The sequence below is a fragment of the Mucilaginibacter terrae genome (genome assembly GCF_031951985.1).
GTDB lineage: Bacteria > Bacteroidota > Bacteroidia > Sphingobacteriales > Sphingobacteriaceae > Mucilaginibacter > Mucilaginibacter terrae_A.
In genome coordinates this window covers 238,315-259,450 of the sequence record NZ_JAVLVU010000001.1, presented here as the reverse complement: position 1 = coordinate 259,450, position 21,136 = coordinate 238,315, and the positions used below count along the sequence as shown (strand labels likewise).

10 protein-coding genes are annotated in these 21,136 nt (G+C 40.3%); all 10 read right to left on the bottom strand.

Annotated features, from left to right (window positions below; all coding sequences use genetic code 11):
• Positions 1 to 49: 49 nt before the first annotated feature.
• The 10 genes from QE417_RS01155 to QE417_RS01110 all read right to left on the bottom strand — a co-directional run bounded on the left by QE417_RS01155 (position 50) and on the right by QE417_RS01110 (position 21,104).
• Positions 50 to 2,569 carry a glycoside hydrolase family 31 protein gene (locus tag QE417_RS01155; RefSeq protein ID WP_311946992.1) on the bottom strand — a complete coding sequence of 840 codons (2,520 nt, stop codon included), beginning with the start codon at positions 2,567 to 2,569 and terminating at the stop codon, positions 50 to 52.
• 62 nt (positions 2,570 to 2,631) lie between these two features.
• Positions 2,632 to 5,358 carry a hypothetical protein gene (locus QE417_RS01150; protein ID WP_311946988.1) on the bottom strand — a complete coding sequence of 909 codons (2,727 nt, stop codon included), beginning with the start codon at positions 5,356 to 5,358 and terminating at the stop codon, positions 2,632 to 2,634.
• Positions 5,359 to 5,605: 247 nt separating this feature from the next.
• Positions 5,606 to 8,086: a glycoside hydrolase family 95 protein gene (locus tag QE417_RS01145; protein ID WP_311946986.1), complete on the bottom strand. Its 2,481-nt coding sequence runs from the start codon at positions 8,084 to 8,086 to the stop codon at positions 5,606 to 5,608.
• A gap of 740 nt (positions 8,087 to 8,826) precedes the next feature.
• Positions 8,827 to 10,440, bottom strand: coding sequence for a glycoside hydrolase family 43 protein (locus QE417_RS01140; protein ID WP_311946984.1), 1,614 nt, complete (start codon positions 10,438 to 10,440; stop codon positions 8,827 to 8,829).
• A 101-nt stretch (positions 10,441 to 10,541) separates the two neighbouring features.
• Positions 10,542 to 12,119 (bottom strand): DUF5013 domain-containing protein, encoded by a 1,578-nt coding sequence (locus QE417_RS01135; protein ID WP_311946982.1) that lies wholly within the window; start codon positions 12,117 to 12,119, stop codon positions 10,542 to 10,544.
• Positions 12,120 to 12,131: 12 nt separating this feature from the next.
• Positions 12,132 to 13,970, bottom strand: a complete 1,839-nt coding sequence (locus QE417_RS01130) for a LamG-like jellyroll fold domain-containing protein (protein ID WP_311946980.1) — start codon at positions 13,968 to 13,970, stop codon at positions 12,132 to 12,134.
• A gap of 23 nt (positions 13,971 to 13,993) precedes the next feature.
• Positions 13,994 to 15,643: a DUF5008 domain-containing protein gene (locus QE417_RS01125; protein WP_311946978.1), complete on the bottom strand. Its 1,650-nt coding sequence runs from the start codon at positions 15,641 to 15,643 to the stop codon at positions 13,994 to 13,996.
• Between the two features lie 8 nt (positions 15,644 to 15,651).
• Positions 15,652 to 16,359, bottom strand: a complete 708-nt coding sequence (locus QE417_RS01120; protein WP_311946976.1) for a hypothetical protein — start codon at positions 16,357 to 16,359, stop codon at positions 15,652 to 15,654.
• A gap of 16 nt (positions 16,360 to 16,375) precedes the next feature.
• Positions 16,376 to 17,944 (bottom strand): RagB/SusD family nutrient uptake outer membrane protein, encoded by a 1,569-nt coding sequence (locus QE417_RS01115; protein WP_311946974.1) that lies wholly within the window; start codon positions 17,942 to 17,944, stop codon positions 16,376 to 16,378.
• Positions 17,945 to 17,954: 10 nt separating this feature from the next.
• The gene (locus QE417_RS01110) at positions 17,955 to 21,104 is read right to left on the bottom strand and encodes a SusC/RagA family TonB-linked outer membrane protein (RefSeq protein WP_311946972.1); all 3,150 of its coding nucleotides are present in this window, start codon (positions 21,102 to 21,104) and stop codon (positions 17,955 to 17,957) included.
• Positions 21,105 to 21,136 lie beyond the last annotated feature (32 nt).

The following is a 21,136-nucleotide window of genomic DNA, read 5'->3' as shown; positions in this document are numbered from 1 at the left end:
AAAGAATCTTTGTTATTGCAAAACTTAGATGACCAGGAAAATAATTGATTTAAAAGGACATTCTGAGCTCTTTCCCCTTATATATCAACTGCTTACCGGTAACTTCAGCCAAGCCAATGCCTTTACCTTTTTCTACGATCACGACATTCATCTTTCTTTCATTGGCCATTTCATCAAAAGCCCCCCTGCGTTTGGATATAAATAACTCACGACGAAAATCATCCCATACCAGATCGTAGCTTGAACTTTTTCCATTTTGATAGCCATAAGTAGTGCCATCATCTTCATACATGGTAAATTTCCCATCCTTGCCTGGATAGATCCTGATCTCCAGAGGCCCATCTTGTTTTTCGCCAACAAATTGCTGATTGAGACCCAATGGGACTATCGCTCCTGCTTTAACAAATACAGGTATATGATCCAGCGGACTGATCGAATTTATATTTAAGCCCCCCTTATATTTTTCTCCACTGTAGAAATCGGTCCAATACGTTCCTTCAGGAAGATAAACTGTTCTGCTTTTCACTTTATCATCGCTTAACGATGCCTGGCCATTTCCAAAATATTGAGGATCTGTTACAGGGCAAATCAAGAAAGCATTGCCAAACATAAACTCATCTTTAATATCTTTTACCCTTTGATCGTTACGAAAATCGAATAAAAGCGATCTCGTCATGGTGTAGTCCAGCTTATTAACCATTGCAGCTATAGAATAGGTGTATGGCAGAAGTTTATATCTGAGCTCTATTTGCTTTAGAATAGCGTCATAAAACACATCTCCAGGTTGGCCGAACTCCCATGGTTCTCTTGCAAATTCGGTGCCATGACTTCTCATAATCGGTAACCAGCAAGCATACTGTAAATTCCGAACATAAAATTCCCGGTAGGCATTGTCAGCAGTGCCTTTAGGAAATCCGCCATTAGAAAACCAGGTTTTGCTTGGTTTAACAAAAAAAGCCCCGGCATCGATCGTCCAGTAAGGCGAACCTGTTGCCATATAGTTTAGTCCGCCTGGTATCCAACTTTTAAAATCGCTCCAGGTAGCTTTGGTGTCTCCATTCCATACCATCGTTCCGTACCTTTGCATCCCGGGATAAGAGGCCCTTGTAAGGTTCACTACGCGCTTAGTACTACCCGTTAACCTCTGATTCTCATAGATACCCATTGCATGGTGTAAAGCAAAAAGATTCACCCTGAGGTCACCAAGCAAATCAGCCATCACCTGTACATTTTTCTGAAAACGCGCAGAAGGATCATTTGCTATATCATTGGCCTTACTTGTCCAGTCATACTCGACAGGCTCTGACGAATCACACCACCAACAATCCACTCCTTTTGAAAATAAGTTCTTGTTAACATAATTGTCCCAATACATTTTTCGCGCTGCGGGATCAAAAGCATCATATATTTTACGTCCAAGAACAAACTTATTTGCTGACATCTCTTTCTCTTCTTCTGCTGCCACCTGCGGCCAAATGGACAGCATCAAATGAGCATTTTTACTATGTATGTTCCTGATCATTTGTTCGGGCTCAGGGTATTTGGTCTCATCAAATTTCTTATATCCCCATAAATTACCTTTCCAATATTGCCAGTCTTGTACAATCACATCTAACGGAATGGCATTTTTTCTAAATCTGTTCAACACGCTGTCCAGATCATGCGCATCTTTATAGCGCTCTTTAGATTGTATGTAACCGAACATGAATTTAGGCGGTATTTCTACTTTACCGGTTAAGCTACGGAACTGGTGAATGATCTGATCAAAATCAGGTCCGTACATAAAATAATAATCGACCTGATTTACTGCAAGCATTTCCATACCATGCATTTCGGGTTCATCACGGAAGATCATAGCCGATCCGGAATCAAATAAAAGTCCGTACCCCTTATCTGACATTAAAACAGGCATGCTTTTCTTAAGATTATGTTCATAAAGGTATTGCCGGCTCCCTCTCAAATTCATTAAATCTTCCTGATGGGATCCCAAACCGAAAAGCCCCTCCCCACTCTGCCAGGTGAAATGCTGTTTAGCATGCCAGGCAGATCCCATTTTCTCCTTACGGGTAATACTGGCCTGCACCTGATCGCCGTTCGCTGTCTTATCAACCTTACTGATGGCATCGTTATAGGTGGACTTAAGGAGTTCTATTCTTTCAAAGGAACGGGGATTTTCCTGATCTTCTTTTAAAAGTGCAATACCCTTGTTATTGTAATATGATATACTTCCTGTTGCCAACTTCACCCTTACCTCCAGTTGTGTAGACTTCACACTTATTAGATCGCTGCCTCTGGTGAAAAGCAGTTTGACTTTATTTTTCGGCTGTGGAAGGCAAACATTTGTAGAATTACTTGTGAGTTCGCCACCCGGCACACTTCTGACCCTAACCATGGCCGGATTTAGATATTCAACCTTAAGGGTCTTATCCCCTGAACGGAGCAGTAACCCGTTGGATATCTGGGTTGACTTAAAGGCGGGCTGAGCGATCAAATCCGCTGCTCCTATAAAAAATATCAAAAAATGAATCAATGCGTATGCAGGGTATCTAAATGCAGCGTTTACGTTCATATCTAAAAATTTAATCGATTGTGTAATATTGTGTAAATTGGAATCAATTGAATAACAATGCTTCACTGTTGAACTTTGTACCGGTATACGTTGCGTGACATTATACCATCCGGTGTAATACCTTCAATTGTCATTCTGAACATCCCGGAATCATCCGTGTTGTAAAATTCAATTGGTACATCTCCTTTAGAAGAAGTTATAACCGATGGGTTCCAGTAAACAGTAGGTCTAAAATCTGGTTTCTGAATTTTTGAGCTTATATCATATTTAGGTACGTAGAAATCCCTTACCTTGCTAAAGCCAGTTGGTTGGAATAAACGCGTGCTTAAATTTAACTTATTCCCAGACAGGTTGTTACCCCTTGTAGTGACCACGATGACTCCGCGGTTTTGCGCACCATAAATACTGGTGTAGTTGTCGTTTTTCAATATTTCGATCGACTCTATATCCTGCGGATTTTCGATATTCTGTTCGAGGTACGTTGGATAGTCGTGAAGGTCAATTTGCAAGCCGTTCCAATACAACTGCATTGGACGACTATGAGGACCTCCTCGTGTTAAAAAAGGCGCAACTACAACCCCAAGATCCGTATCGACAGTTTTAAAGACAACCCCATTTAATATGCCGGCCAAACAAATTGACAAATTAGCACATGGTTTAAGTTGAGCACCAAGTATCACCTGATCAGCCCTTCCCGCCCCATTGTAATTGTTGGAACGTAGCCTGTTTTGTTTGGACTTAACAACAACCTCTTTAAGGTCTATCCGCTTAATCCCACCGCCATATTTTTGCTGTTCATTTTTGAAATTAAAAATGTCCGCTAACTGGTGCGTCTGATAAGTATTGTTAAACATATAATTATAAGATTCATTGATCAGCGGATGAAATCCCGGAATCGAATCTATTTCTATTGCTAATCTCCGTTTCTTGTCAGGTGCACTTGCCTTAAAAGTAATTTTCACACTGTCGGCCAATATAAATGGGGGAAAAGAAAATCTGCCCAAGGTATCAGTTTTTGTTTGCTGAAAAAGCTTCGCCTTTATCGACAAAATAGTTATATCCGCTCCGGGATAAGGCTTTCCAAAAAGTGTTTTTGCTGACCCACTGAAAACCGTTCCAAGGCCTTCCGGACTAAAAGATGGCTTTTTCTCATCTTTAAGGTCTTTCCAATTAAAACTCCGATATCCCTGTGTCCGCAATAGCAGGTCAAGCTGCGCTTTCTTTTTATCATCCACGTTGTGAAAATAATAGTTAGGATGTTCAACATTTCCTTTAACATCAGAACATAACAGTAATGAACCCTGTAAAGTATGTTCATCATCTTCCGCCACTCCAAGGAACTTCTCATTGGTTACAGAAACAGAATAGCTACCGACAACAGGATGAGCGTCAGCCTCACTATGCAAATTAATATTTATCTTCTGACGAGGCAAAAAAACATCTTTCAGGTTCGAGATGGTCAACGAAGCTTTTATTATAGGATAATTAAATACGAGCCGTTCAGCAATGGGCTCATATTTATCTGAAAAAAGCGTTAATTGGAGCACGCCGGGTGGCAGGCCATTACCAGGTATTTTAAATGATAAGAGTGAGCCAGCCAACGTAAAATCTTTTTTTAAAACCAATTCATTTCCCGCAATACCCACCAAATGCCAAACATATTTTGAGCTAAAAATTGATGGGGAGGATTGGATCCGTACGGTTATCGTGTCCGGAATATTCGTGTATGCAGAAAAAGTAACTCCATCAGGAGCAGCGGCAGGTAAATTAACTTTTGTGGATAAAGCACTTTTATCGCCTACAATAGCAGTATAGGTCTTATCTTTTTCAGGCACAAAAAAGAATTGTCCCATGCCATAATGTTTGGTATCGAAATCTGCCACCTTTACGCCCAGATTATCGACAATTTCCCCTATGACATTCCTCCCATAACCATCGGGCCCTAAGCATTTAACAGCCATGCGAGATTGTATTCCCTCCACCAGTGTCCCGCCTTCAGGGAGGATCTGGAGGTCCAAAGCTGAATTTCGGTCAATGGCAACAACTGTATTGAGGCTCTCATTATTTAGTTCAACCTTAATATTTGCATAAGGTAAATGGGAAGAAGATTTAAAATTTAAACTAAGGCTTCCGTTACCATCAGTGGACGATGTTCCACTTTTCAATGTATCGGGGCCTACAATTATGTCATATTTAAACGACTTGGTCACTATCGGTTCTCCATTGGTATCTGTGTACTTCAGGTCGACCGAATGTGCTCCATTCTGCATGTGAGAGGAGCTTAGAATGGAAGATCTAATATGGGTGACTTTGGAATCACCAATATATACATTCTTTTGAAAAAAAGATGCCGGGTCATTTCTCATAAGCCGGGTATATGCACGAATGCTGTAATCGCCGTCGGCTATTGTATGGTCAGTAGCAATACACCCCTTAGCAAGGCCATTAAAAACCGGAATTTTAAGCTCCGAAATTTTGCCTGAATTCACTAAAAGTTCAACATATAAAGCACCACTAAGACTGGAAAGCTGATTACCTGTTCCTGAAACGATATAAGCGTTGAACCAGATGGTGTCACCTTTAAAATAAACATTTCTATCCGTATTAATATAAACTTTTTCCCGCGGCCGCTTTTTCACCCACTCTTCAAAAATGCCAGGGGGTGTTGAGCCTGAAGATTGTGCAACCGCGTTATTTAGTTCAAGAAAAAAAGTAATTCCAACCAAAGCTGCGTGCCATCTGAATAAAGTTGCTGGAGAGATCGATTGATAAATATTGGCAAACTTCACGCTGAATAGAATTAGTTAAACACCTTAACAAATTGAAATAATGATTTATTTATGAAAAACTTCATCGACCTTCTATCAAGCGTAAGTTTGTCAAGCGCTGATTCAGATGTGCATAACGCATATGATGAAAACCAGTCAAAACCCCAATGACCTCAACTCTTAAACAAGTGACGATCAATCCAATTGAAGTAAGACATTTTTGACACTGCTATCTTGTACATAAGAGCAAGGCCGGTTCTTACCGTCCTCAAACCCTTATTTTATAAATTCCTCTTTTTTTAGTTAAAAACGTTGTGAGGTACCATCTGCCCGATCTGGTAACTTTTTGCTTAATACCATCAATATGAATAGGCACAGTCGTTCTTAACACACAACTACCACCATTTCCGGATCTGATCAATGCAGATGTTAGTTTACCGGCATTCCATTCCATATCAACAGTAAAAGCGCCTCTGGCTTTAAGCCCGGATATATTCCCGCTTGCCCAGGACTTCGGAAGCGCTGGCAAGAGATGCAATTCACCAAGATGGCTTTGCAGCAGCATTTCTGTTATTCCAGAGGTTGCACCGAAATTTCCATCAATTTGAAATGGAGGATGAGCGTCGAAAAGGTTTGGATACAATCCACCGCCTTTTGAGACACTCAGGTCACGCATCAAATCACGGACTAATTTATAAGCATGATCACCATCAAGTAAACGTGCCCAAAAGTTAATCTTCCATGCAAGGCTCCAACCAGTCCCTGCATCACCACGTAGTTCGAGGGTTCTTCTACTTGCAGCAGCTAAATCGGCATGAAGCAATGGAGATATCTCACGGCCAGGATGCAAGCCAAAAAGATGACTTACGTGACGGTGATGTGGATCAACGTCTCTCCAATCTTTGTACCACTCTTGTAAATTACCCTCTTTGCCAATATGAAGAGGATACAATCTTTCCGACTTTGCCTGAAGAAGTTTTCTGAATTCAGGATCGATCTTTAAAGCTTCTGATGCTTCTATACAATTTCGGAAATGGTCACGGACAATAGACATGTCCATAGTTGTTGCGATCGAAGTGTTAGCCTTTTTTCCCTTATCATCGAAATAATCGTTTTCCGGAGAAAATGATGGAGCCGTAACCAAATAGCCATTCTTATCTTCTACCAAATAGTCAACTAAAAACTCTGCTGCTCCTTTCATCACCGGATATGCCTTTTTTAAAAAGTCTTTGTCCTGACTAAAACGGTAATGTTCAAATAAATGTCGGCTTAGCCAGGGCGCTGCCATATACCAGTTTGCCCACTTGGGGTCGCCCTTTCCTAAATTACCTACCGGATTGCTCAAAGCCCATATGTCACTATTATGATGGGCTACCCAACCTTTCATTTTATAAAAATCCATGGCTGTTTCTTTGCCAGTTACCGCTATATCATTGATAAACTCAAATAAGGGGTATTCCATTTCTTCCAAATTGCTTATTGCAGCGGGCCAATAATTCATTTGGGTGTTAATATTAATAGTGTAGTTTGAACTCCAAGGTGCTCTCATCAAATTATTCCAAATACCCTGCAGATTTGCAGGAGGCCCGCCGGGCCGGGAGGAACTAATAAGAAGATATCTGCCATATTGGTACAAAAGCGTTTCAAATTTCGGGTCAGTTGCACCTTTGCTAAATGCTAAAAGGCGCTCATCGGTAGGAAGCTTTGCATTCGGACTATCCTCAACAGCCCCTAAAGCAAATTTTACCCGATTGAAATAATGAGAATAATCTGCCAGATGTTCACTATACAGCATATTCCAAGGGCGCTTAATAGCCGCTGCAAGATTCTCATTGCAGATTATTCTTTCATCCTTCCCCTCACTTACAGGGCACTTATCAAAGCCATTAAAACTGGTAGCAGCACAAATGAATAGCAATACTTCGTCTGCTTTTTCAACGTTTATTCCTGAACTATCTGATTTGATACTTCCACCATTCAATACAGCTCTAACCTGCATCGCAACCCGCATACCGCGACAATCATCATCATCATAGCTAATTGGCTTTGCATTATAATTTACATAATTAGGATCAACTTGGGATGGCGCTTTTCCATTAAACATGATCCCATGACTCCCGTCTGCGCTAGTTATGCCGTTTAGCCGGCTACTTACACTGGCAATAAAACTGATCATTCCAGGCTTATTTGCACTTAACCGAATCACAATGGCTTTACCCGGCGCTGTGGCTATAATTTCACGTTTATAGTTTACGCCATTGGCCCTAAAGTATACGGAAGCCAGACTTTTATCGATGGAGAGATCTCTTACGTAGCCCTCAAACTGAGGGGCTCCGATATTTTGCTTCAATTTCAGATCTGCCAACGGCAGGTAGGATTGCGAATAAACTCCCTGCATTTTCCTGACTTCTGTATTTGCTTCTTGATAGTTCTCATTTTGCAGGAGTAATTCCCGGGTTTGTCTCAAGTATTCAGGCGCTTTTGGATTCACATTTGGTTTTACGGGTCCCCCGCTCCACAACGTTGCTTCATTAAGCTGTAGCAACTCGTTTGACGGCTCGCCGTAAATCATGGCGCCTAACATCCCATTTCCTACGGGTAAAGCCTCGGTCCATTTTTTTGCAGGGGTATTATACCATAGTAAATCATTTTTTTGTCCAAAACATTGGAAAAATGAACAGAAACAAATAGTCAAACAGAACAAGAAACGAGTCATTGATTGATAAGTATATTTAATATAAAGAAGCATGTGTGAGAAGTATACATTCTAAATGGGTTAAAATGATAATCTTTAAAATTTGAAGTGCAGGATAAATGATACAAGAATTCTATAATTTTATGCCACAAGCGCTCTCTCATCGTTCGCATATTTTCTCAGAGTAATTGAACTGCGCGATACATGTGATTCATAACTGATTCCTGGAGTGCCACGTATAACTTAAACACCTAATTGGGGCTACCCTGAAGGAATAGTTTGGCAGATTTACATATTTTCCAATAAAATGTATTCTCATTTACTGTTTCTTAAACGTATCCTGAGGGAAATGGCCTGCGAAGTAATCCTTGCTAATTAAGGAGCGCACATTTACAAACATTCTCAAACTGAGAACTTTTAATCAAACATGAAATTGACATCCCATATTTACCTCATCTCAAGGAACGGGTAGCTCTTTTAGGTTACTGACATTTAGTTTATTGGTAATTACTTATTATAATATTTCTATCCTCTTGATCAATCTGGCCACGTATACCGGTGTAAATGTCAAAAAAACAATTCCTTTTTCAACGTACTGGATCGGTCAAATTATGGTGTCAAATTGACCTAACTCAAGTATAGTCACAATGACTATAAACTGGATTCGCGAGATCATCCTTGAAAATAATTCTAAGCTACTATAAGTGATCGAAATCGGGTTAAAATCCAAACCTGAAGTACATTTTCGGAACAGCATCAAGAAACTTTATCACCAGGTGTGACCATGTAAACGATCATTGTTTGGAGTATTGGTAATCAAAGTAATCTAAATCTATATAGCCTTTGGTTGCGAACCTATTAAAATTGAAAATTCCTACTCTGTCACCTCTGTAACTTCCCCAGGTCAATTGGGTCGAATTTCCAAAAGGAAGAAAATCCTTTCCATTCAAACTATAAAAGTAACGGTTCAAGCCCTGATAGTCCCAGCTTGACCTGAGCCAAACATTGCTTCCAGTTATCGTTACACCTATTAAATTTTGACTATCTGAGCTGTATACTAACTTTCTATCTTCACCATCCTGTTTAATTCCAATCATACAGTATGATTTTGTGGAGAAGTGTGTTAATCCTGCAAATTGACCATTATACATTCCACTAATATCTATTTTCACCGTAGCAATGTTAAATTTTGTCCTCATGCTACGTTGTGTAATCGTGTTACCAGCCCGTAGTAATATTCTAACGGTATCATCTGGCTTTAGAGGCCGAAAAGCCATAAGTCGAAGAAATCCTTTTCGTGCCGATAATGACCACTTGTCACTTCTGGGCTGATAGTTCCATTCCCACTGTGGACGAAGAGTAACAGCTGAAAAATCATCATCCGTTTGAATCTTCAAAGCTTTATTTACAGCTATGGGGGCTTTTGCAGACCATACCATGTTCCCTATACCATCTTTTCCAACCTCACCGATCATTGGCCAACCATCGATCCAGGTTACAGGTAATAAACTAGCTGCCCTTCCTTCCCAATCACCAGAGCCATGATGGGTAAAAAACCACCATTTCCCATCTTTCAATTGTATAAGCCCTCCCTGATTTGGCTCTCTATCAACAGTTTTGTTCACATGATTTAACTGCCTAATTTCCCACGGACCATGTATATTTTGTGACCTCTCCATCATCATCACACGTCCTTCTGCTTTTACTTCACTAAAAAAATGATAATATAAGCCATTGATCTTATAAAGTTTATTTGCCTCACTACCCGGAGATTGATGAATAATACTATCCGTGTTCGGTAACAGGGTCTTACCATCCTGTGACATCTTAAACAGATGAATGTTGTATTTCTTATTGTTGTTAGGATCGAGTTTAAAATTTGTGGCTATAAAGTACAGTTGTCCATCATCATCACAAAAAGAACAACAATCGTCCCACCCTGACACATCCCAAACTTTATGAAGGGGTTCCCAAGGACCTTTAGGATCAGTTGCCGAACTCATGAAAAATCCGTCGTCCGGACTAGCAAAATAGACCCAAAATTTATTTTTATAATAACGGATCGACCCTGCCCAGATACCTCTTCCATAACTATTCATGCTCGACCAGTCTAAATTAGGACTGACCTTGGTGAGATCATTGACCACATGTCCTGCTATTTCCCAATTTACCAGATCTTTGGAATGTAGGATAACCATCCCTGGAGAAAACTGCATAGTGGAGGATATTGCATAAAAATCATCACCAACACGGATGGCATCAAGATCACTATAATCGGCGGGTAATACAGGATTGGAAAACGTTCCATCTTTTTGCCCCCCCCATTTGTGTGCTTCTTGACAAAAAACATCTGATCTAAAAATAACTAGTACAAAGATTTGCAATAATAGATATAGTGTAGATTTCATAAAATTTAGGAGTATTCAACGCACATCAGTTTCAACTGGATTTAATTAGCTTTAATTAATATGATTTGCGACGCTCTAAGTTGTAAACAGTTGCGAATCAACTATGGATTTAGAGTACGCGTAAGAGTAACTCCCGAAATAAACACAGATTGGTTACCCGAAAGCACAGCAACAAACCCCAAAGAAATTGTCGTGGTAGAATTCAGTGTAAAGTTGAAAGATTTACTTCCTGCCCCATTTATAGCGACTCTACCTATAAAATTCGCGGGGGTCGTTGGCCCGGCGATGTCAGGAATGTTTGAACCTATTGCAGCCACACTGTATGCTCCTTTAGTGTTATCGGTTGTTACACCGCCGCGGACGTTTGCATCAAATTTATAAGTACCAGGAGGCAATACTACTGTCTGATAAATCTTCCCGTTGGTGATATTAGGAGCCGTAGGAGAACCTCCTGGCTTACCAGAATCGGAATTGGCATAACCAGATTCGAATGCAATTTGAGTACTATTATTATTATCAAACGAACCATATGAACCATTTAGTTCGTTTGTTAAGCTGTAAGATTGGTGAAGATTTGCTTGTGAATTAAATAGCCAGTCCGAAAGGACACCCCACCTGCCTTGATTCGGGTCAATGGAGCTCGTCTTAAATGGCTGTGAAGTATTTTTAAGTACTTTTGTAATATCGGAAAATACGCGTAAAGGGTCAATTAAATAGACCAGCGTGCTTTTTGCCGCATTTACCTGATACTTTTCAGGATTAGATAGCGTGAATGCAACTGCAACCTTTGAGGGGAACCTCGCAAATATACTATCCATATTAATTCGCATTTCAACTACGACAGAACTTTTATAATCCGCCAATATTACGTCCGGCAACCCCAAGGCAGCCTTCGTCAAAATTGCGGTGCCCGCAGGAAGCAGCCCTTTAGCGACCAATGCTTTAAGCGTATCGGGGTTGTAACCAATTAACGTTTTAAACCCTCTTGCCGGTTTACCACCAAGATCAACTTGAGCTTTGATCGAGAAACCACCATTATCAAAACTTGCACCATTGGTATTTAAATTCGAGGATGTCAAAGAAGTCACTACCTGGCTTGGGTTATTTACCGCTGATGTGAATGATAAAAAATGTAAATCATCCATTTGAGCTATATCACTAGTATTTATAGAAAAAGCTACCGTTTTTTTACTTTCATCCAATTTTTGAGACTTTGAAGGGTTTGAAAGGGTTATAGCTAAAACCAATTTTTTACCATAATTCCGTTCTATAGTAGTTGAGGAAACTGATACATCAAAGGTCACATATTTTGTACCAAACCTCACCTCAACTGATTGAGGCATAGAATATTCTGGCATATTGATCACCGCGGCATTGTCAACCAGCAGAGAAGCTGCAACCTGAGGTTCAGAATTAAGATCAATGGTAAACGTAGAGTTCGCCGGATTTTCCAGTGAAATCTGAACAGGAAAAACGATTTTATCGTCAGCTTTTGCTATATTATTAATACTTACAGCGTTTAGCAGTGCCGGATAGTCGAATTTAACCACGCTTGGGGTAGAACTCACTTTGTCTACAAAATCTTCCCGTTGACAGGAGGACAAAAAAGCTATATTTAATACCAGGAGGGCACCGGCGACAATTATTATACTGACGTACAGTCTATGTAATATGTTCATAAAATTAGGTTCTTAATTATTTAAAAACACTCTACCGTCCAGGTTCCACGAATCTTTAACTGCTATCCCAAGCCAGGATAAGATCTGAGGAGTAATATCTTTAGAATTAGGCACTGTTGTAGATATGTTCGCTATAGGAGTTGGACATACCACATAGGTGCTCTTCTCCCATACGGTAGCACTTCCTAATTCAGTACCTTTTACCAATGGTGATCCACCTTTCAAGATCTTAAAGTCAAAATTTCCATCGGTTATAGCTTCATTTCTGAACTTCCCCCCTGCTCCATCCCGGCACGGCCAATAACCAGCGAGGTAATTGTAAAATGGATGGGAACTACTTAAGAACACATCGCTGGCATACTGTTTTATTATATCATCAGGCAGAGCTGTTCTCCATATTTTCACGTCCGAGATATTTCCATCAAATGGGTCATTGTTATCCTCTGGAATATACCCCATTGTTATCGGCGCATTGTAGTTGTCTATTGCATTTAAGAAAGCCGCTGTAACTTCAACTTTACCGATTAGCGTACCATCATAATAGGTTCTAAGATACCTTTGCGCCCCCTCCGTTTTAATTGACGCAACAAGGGAATGCCAATTTAAGTCCATCGGCGTAGTGGCCACAGTTGAATTCAATACTAAACTGCTACTGGAGTTCCATATTGAAAATCTCCAAGTGTCGTTTTCCCAAGCAAATCCCCAACCTGTACTGCCAAATCTTTTTGTGGTTTTTTTACCAAAAAACATTGGCCATTGATATTTAAAGGTATTTCTACTTCCTGTGCCACCCTGTGTCCCTATCGTATTTAAATTTTTGCGGACCTTTATTTCGATGGTAAAATCGGAACCGTTAAAATTCAAAGGATTTAACGTTGAACTTTTCAGTTCATCGCTAAATCTTAACTCAGCCCTGATGGCGGTAGCTTCCTGATTGGCCCCAACGGCACCCGTGGGCGAATATAAGCGAACAAAGCTTCCTTCGTACACGTTGCCGGTGAACGGTTTGTCGATCAATTTTGATTGGTACTTATCATTGTAGATCAAAGTGAATGTGTTCATTTTAGGATTGGAAAAAATGGTATTATCATTTACGACACTTGCATTGCCCCCACGACTGGAAGTAACAATTACTAACCAGTTTTCTTTATTATAATTTCTTCTATTCTTTAAAGAGGAAATAGCCTGCCCGACATAATTATCAAATTGAATAATTTCATTTCTATACTTTTGATCAGAAGATTCGTAAGATCCGGTGCTACCGGCAGCATTAACATTTTTATACATTGCAAGTACCAAGCCCGCGTTTTCATTTGTCAATTCCTGCAACAAGGCACCCTGAGTTTCTGCATCACTAGCGTAAGTCGCTTTGAGATCAACAGATGAAGGGTTGGTGAGATTATCAGTAAAGTTATTGCTGTAGGAAAAAGTTGCGATTCTAAAATTGGGGTTAATTTCCTTGATACGCCGAAAAACTGGAGGATATAAGTCAAATTTATTATGACTAAAGGTCCCATTCGTCACACCATGCTTACTTAACGAAACACCAGTAAACAAATCTGCCCAGGAAGTACTTTCATCATAAGCCTCATCACTTAATGAATAATATGAATATGTAGATTTCTTTAACAAATTCGTGATATTCGGTGGTCCTATTTCTTTTAAAGCGACTCCTCTTAGTCCATCTACTATAAGAAGCAAAACTTTTCTTTCTTTTGGACTATTAAATGCAGTATCATTAACCACTACAGGTGCCTTTTTTTCAAACTCTTTTTGACAGGAGCTTCCTAATAATAGAAACATGCCAAAACTAAACAGTCTTAACAAGGCTGTTGTAAAATTCCTTTTCATAATTCAATTGCTTTTATACTTAACTAATCCTCAAGCACTAGCCCCTTAATATTTTGAACTGCTTGTGAATCAAATTTTCTAAACGAGCCGAGCAGTACGATACTTCGCTTACTATCCTTATTTCTTTCCTCTAACACTCTGGTGATCGTTCCTGATAACTCGCCCAATGAGTTATATCCCTGCGCTAAATTGCCTTGTGAAGTTAGGATCGTAAAGCCTCCACGCCGTACATTGTTATACTTCTTGAAATTACCAGACACTACTATAAGGCCATTTGATAATTGTTGTGCAAATGAAGGGTATCCGCTATCAAAGTTTCCCGAAATAAACGTGTCATCAATTGAGCCATCAGCTTTTAGAAGTAATAAATTTTGGATCGCACGATTGTTGAATGAACTGAAAACGCCAGTGAGTACAAATCGCTGTGTCTCACCGTTCCAGTTAATGCTTGTTATATAACCGGAAGCACCCTTTCCAACTTGAAAGGAATCATCTACGGTTCCATCAGTATTCAGTCGGACAATGCCGCCTGTAGTTTTATTATCAAATTTTGAAAATGCGCCGACCAGTATCAGTTTACCATCTGGTTGCATTACTGCATCTAAGATATTGCCATTAGCGCCTTCCAATGTTGTGCTTCCAGAAAAATGATAAGTGTTATCAAGACTACCATCCAGTTTTAAACGTATAACTTGCCTGACAGGAATGGAATCTCTAACCAGACTGTCTCTATAGGTGGTTATGGTCGTATTACCAGATGTGTAGGTGATTTTCCTTCCAACATCATATCTATGTGAAATGTAAAATCTGAACCCCCCTACGGCAATAATGCCATTATTGAAATAAAAAATTCTTTTGATAGGTGATTCTGTTCCACCATTAAAAGATGGAACCATAAGCTTCGGGTAACTTGGCCCCCCATTCTTTGATGAGTAAGTATCGACCTGCTTCAGGTCAATTGCTCCGAAAGAAGTAAGTCTGGTAATGTTTTTAACCGGTCCTTTGAGATCGAAGGCGGACATATTTCCAGCAACGAAGATATTTGCATCATTAGGGCTTGAGGTAACAGAGCTTAGGTAACCACTGACAACTCCGGTGCCTAGTTGCAAGGACCTTTGAATTTCACCTTCATAAGTCGACTCAGCAATTTTCCTGATAGGCAAGACTATTCCCTTTTCATTAAAATCTGTAAATTCACCTACCATAATATATTTCCCATTCTTCAATTTATAGGCATCGTAGATCGTGTTATTAGCACCTATTTTTGCCTTGAAGTATGGGTCATCGGAAACTTTACCATATACTTTAAACTGGGGCCCAAAGAAAACCTGATCGCCAATTTGCACGGAGGTTGACCCAGAACTTCCGCCAGGCGGAACTTTAACCTTTACAAAGTCTCCTTTAATTGATAATATTTCCGCTTCCTCGCCACTAAATTGAAATTGGAGTTTGTCCTTATATTGTTCCGCCCCAACAATACTTACAGTTATGGTATCATTAGCCCTACCTTGCGCTGGTTCGATGAAACTTGCGGAATTAAACTTTAACCCTAAGGGTGCTTTTCCACCGGAGTATGGATTTTCAAATTCTTTAATATCATCCTTGCAGCCAGTTACTGTTAGCCATGAAAAGCCAATGGCTATAAACCAGCTTTTTATTCTTAAATGTGACATACATCAAATTACTTAGTTAACAACACATCTTGTATTAAATTTTGTGGGTCAGCTCCAAATGGATAATTCGAGCTTAGAACATGGACCACGGCATGCTTTGGCTGCACATCTGAGGAGGTTATCGGAATACTTATCCAGTTATCCAAAGGTTGGGTAACATTCGGAATATAGGAGAGAATCAATTGCCGGTAACCTGTATATTTCACGCCGCCGGCATCTGCATACTGTACTCCTATATTAAAAACATCGCCGCTATAGGCTACGTAATTCTGTCCCGGAAAGATTGCTTTTGACCCAATGTCCAGTTGTGGATAATCATTGAGCTTATTAGCGCCTTTAAAAAGATAATTTGACAAATATCTTCGCCAAATTACCCCGTTGATGTCAGTAAGTGTCTTCACCGTATCTTTTCCATAAGTGAATAAAGTGGAATTGACTTGCTTAATTAATACGGCAACTGCATAGTCTTGTGGAGCAAAAAAGGTGAGGGTATCCTCGTTAAACTGACGCTCCATTCCTGCTATTTTGATTATGTTCACAATGGTATCAAAGCTTCTCGGGTTTGATTTTAGGTATTCCAGCGTAGTTCCCGGAAAAACAGGATTTGATTTACCACCGTCAAAATAATATTGATCTTTTTTGCAAGCTGTGAACAGCAAACAAGAGAATAAAACTATGAGTCGTCCTTGAAACGATAATCTTTTAAAGTAGGTCATCTGAAAGTATAAATTGTTAGAACCAATAATCATTTAATGTCATATATGGGTTTCGTTCTCTAGATGCAGGGTCGATCGGCCATGTCCAGCCCCCTCTGTTAAACTGATCTGGTGACAATGGATTAGATGTCCATGCAGGATCAAGGATTCGTCTTGTTCGTACCAAATCAAAGAAATGATAACCTTCGCCAAGGAGTTCGCGTCCCCGTTCCTTGAATATTTCATCTTTAAGTTCTTGCCCGCCTAAACCGGATACATCAGGAGCATTAGCCCTATTCCTAATCATATTGACGATAAGAATCGCCTCTCCGTCCCTTCCCAAGTTGGAAAGAGCTTCAGCTTGAAGTAATAATGCATCAGCATATCTGAATAGAACAAGAGCCCAATCAGGAAAGCCCAGCACGGAAACGGCACCTTCAAATTTGGATAAAGCAAACCGTCCATTCTCCTGATCTCGATTTTGGATCATATCCGCTCTATTATCGTTAACAGTACCGAATAAAAAATCAATATATGCTTTCTTGTAATGCAGATGCGTAGTGGTTCCGTTTTCTTCATGCTTGGTTAAAACAACCGGTTCACCGGGAAATGCTGATTTATAGAATAAGTTTGAGCCCGAAGTAAAGGACGAACTTTCCTTTAACTCGATCAAACTCTCGTCGGTTCCTCCTAGAAATATCCTACTGATTTGTTCAGCCGGAACCAGGGAATGCTGATTACTCTGAATAAGTTCGCTTCCCAAAGCCACGGTTTTCTCGTAACAGTTTGTCTTATTGGGCTCATCAAATCCAGCATTCCACATGTACATGTTCATTAGAAGTGAAATGGCTCCCGCTCGGTTCGCACGTACCCCATTCAAGGCCGGATCATCATATTTCCAGGGAAGATCATTCTTTACTGGTTCAAGTTCTGCAATGCATTTATTCAACACACTTATAAAATTTTCTCTACCCAAAGGCGTCGAATGGTTGGCATCTGTGTAATAAGCCACATCTCCGTAAATTCTTACCATAATAAAATAGGTAAGGCATCTGATAAATACAGCTTCTGCCATATAGCGTTGCTTGTCTGCATCGCTTAACCCAGGAATTCCCTTACTTACCTGATCATACATGATATTGGCTTCCTGAATTACTTTATAAAAATCTGTCCAATTGGTATTGACCGAGAAATTAAAAGCCAGCACTGTATTAAAAGTCCTTGGAGAAGAACCGTTGCTAAGCCAGGGAGAATTTGCGGCTATACCATATACTACAGCTTTCATATCATTCTTGGCCAAATAATCATAAACTACTCTTCGGTTCTGATCATTAGATTGAAAGCTTGTCACACCGGCAGCTGCGGTATTCGATCTTATTTCTCCAAGTCGGAATTCCCCGGCAGCTGGCCAAAAGCAAGAATTGCTTAACTTATCCCACAATCTTGCATAAATATCGATAGTAAAGGTCTCAACGTCTTTAGGAGACTTCCAATAGCGATTCCCGGAGAATCTTTCGATCGATTCAACCTCCAGAAATTTCTTACAACCCGTCTCCGTCAGCCCAAGTAAAACAATCATACAAAATCCTACTTTTTTTAAGTTCATTTTTCTGAAGTTATAGTTCTAAATTCATACCTACTGTATACCTTCTTGCTAAAGGGTAACCACCAGAATTATCGAAACCAAGCGCAGTTACGTTTTCCGGATTGGGTCCGCTATATCTAGAAAAGGTCGCAAGATTATCTCCGGTCACATAGATTCGGAAATTATTAAGCCTAATCTTACTAGCTAATTGTTTTGGAAGTGTATATCCCACTGTTACTGCATTTATTTTGAAGTAAGAACCATCTTCTTGAAACAGGCTTTGATTAGACCGGAAAGGATTTATTATAATTGAGCGTGTATAATTATAAGGATTTGAATATTTGGCAACGTCCCCTGGTCTTGTCCAAAAATTCAAGCCACTTAACGGCAAGACGGCCTGCAGGCCAAAAGGATCCCCTGTCATCGCTAATCTATCAGCGATCGCTGTGTTCATCAGATCGCGGTCAATTGTGAATGACCCGTTCATTGATAGTGAAAAATTCTTATAACTTACTGTCGTTGCAAACCCACCTGTATAAATGGGTTGTGAATTTCCGATTACGGTCCGGTCATCCTGATCATTTATAACATAATCCCCATTTCTGTCCACAAAAATTGGATCTCCGGCCTGAAAATACCCACCACCATATGTCCGGTTACTTACAACTGCTTGCCCCTGTCGCAGTGGAAGCCCGGTTACAGGATTAACAGGTATATCTGCTTGAGTCGAATAGACACCTTTATTTTCATAAATAAAATTTGACAGGGAGTTGCGGCCTACATGCAACACCGTACCTCCGATTACAATTTGTTTCACATCTCCAGGCAACCTTGTCAACATGTCTCTATTCATCGCTCCATTCACGGTAAAGGTCCAGTTCACCTTGCTATTTCTGGAAAGAGGGCGAAGGGTCAAAGAAAGTTCGTTACCCCAGTTGCGAATCGACACTTCATTACTTAAAACATTTTCAAACCCTATAATATTCGAAAGCGCTAAGGTCCTTGCCTGGCGATCCACGGCACGGTAATAGGACTCAAATGTCAATTGGATCTTGCTATCGAACAAGCCAATGTCGTAGCCCATATTGTAAGTTGTACCAACAGCCGTACCCAAATTTTTATTGGGGAGTAAAGCAGGGTCAATAGTTATTCTTGACTGTCCATTATAGGTTCCGTTGGGGTTGTAAGTTCCATAAACACTAAATATATTTCCTGTAGGTGTTATGTTTTTACCCCAGGTCAAGCGCAAGGAACTATAGGTTAACCATTTCCAACTGTTAAATATGTTTTCTCTTTCCATATTCCACCGGATACCGATTGAAGGACTTCTGGTGTAAGGATCATCAACACCACTAAAAGATGTGGCATCCATTCGGTATGTCGCGTCAAATACATACTTCCTTTGAAAATTATATGAGAAACTGCCGGCAAACGATACTGCCCGTAAATTGCTATATGCCCTTAATCCCGCACCCCTTGTCGAGGAAGCAGCGCTTATAAAGCCCAGAGGTCCTAAGTAATGGTCTGACGATAGACCGACCTGCTTGAGATCATTTGCCTGATAAGTTTTAAAATAAACTTCGTTGAAGCCAAAAACGGTAAAATCATGTCCTCCCTTTAAACTCTTCGTGAACGAAATTAAATTTCTATTATAGAGTGTTTTACGGGTATCATTAAAGTACTGTATCGCTGCTTGTTGATTATTGGCGATCGCCGGTGTGAAGGTGTAATCAGTTGCATTCAAAATGTCATAGCTACCTGTTGTGCGAAATGTAAATCCCGCGAATGGGAAGTAGCTAAACTCGAGGTTGGTCTTAAGATTCTTTGTCGGATTACTATTATCTACATTAAGATTAGCAAGAGCGTCGTTAGATGCCAAAAATAATGAAGGTCCGGGTAAGAGAGACGAGGCGGAGGCGCTTCGTGCAACTCCCGTGTTCAATAAGCCGACCCCATTTCCCTTCTTTCGGTCCAGCATACTACCGTTAACCTGAGCGAAAAGAGAAATTTTAGAGCTTGGTTTATATTCAAAATTATTGTTAAGTGTAAACCGACTTACTCCGGTATTTACTTGAATACCGGTTTCCTTATAATAGCCAAAATTCGTTTTGTAATTGAAGCGTTTATCGCCTCCTTCTACGCCAATATTGTGTGTTTGATTGTATGTCATCCCATAATAAATGTCCTGCCAGTTGGTAGAATTGTTATAATAGGGGCTCAAACTGTCAACCAAAGCTGTATTTGAGTTTAATAGGGTATTTATATCCCTGAAACTTCCATATTGTAAGATCTGTTGTAACTTTAGATCACGCTCGGCCTTCCCTCCAATTGTAGCACGCAGCTTTGGCGGAGTGCTTATAAAGAAGTTGGTCGTGTAGCGCAACCTGGGTATAGCGGACATGCCCCGGCGTGTTGTTATAAGGATAACACCGTAAGCCCCACGAGATCCATATAAAGAGGTTGCTTGTGCATCTTTAAGAACTTCAATATTTGCAATATCTTCCTGAGGGATTAGCGATAAGGGACTGGCGCCACCAAAAGAATTGAAACTTTCGGCTGTGGCAGGATCCACATCAGTCGGAACGCCATCGATAACATACAGCGGAGAAGTTGGAGTAAGAAAGGCGTCGGCATCGTTCCCTGTAGTTGAGGCGTTAACATCTACGTTGGATAACCCCCTTAGTAATACGCTGCCCCGAAAACCAGGTGCCCCGGTATTAACCTGAACGTTTAAACCAGCAACTTTGCCTTGTAATAATTGTTCAGCATTTGCGACCGGAACTTGCTGCAAGTCTTCACCTGAAATCTTTACCGAAGATCCCGAGCTTAAATCTCGTGTTTTTGCCACGAATCCACGGATTACCACATCGTTTAAAGAACTTATGCTGGGGTTAAGAACAATGTTAAGCATACGCGCTGCGCCGACCTCTTTTGTTTCAAAGCCTACTCTACTAAATCTTAGTATTGATTTTACTGGTACCGTAAATGCAAAACTACCATCAGCAGGAGTTGCACCTAGCGCTTTATCAGGAGATCCTACCAATGTGATGTTTACTCCGGGCAGTCCGGCATCGGTTCCTTTCTCTTTAACCGTACCTCTGACGTTGATGGTACTTTGGGCGGAAAGGCCCTCAGCTGTGAACAGTGAAATGATTATCATTAAGGGAAATAATATTTTCATTTTTAGTAAAATGTAAACCAAATAATAATTGA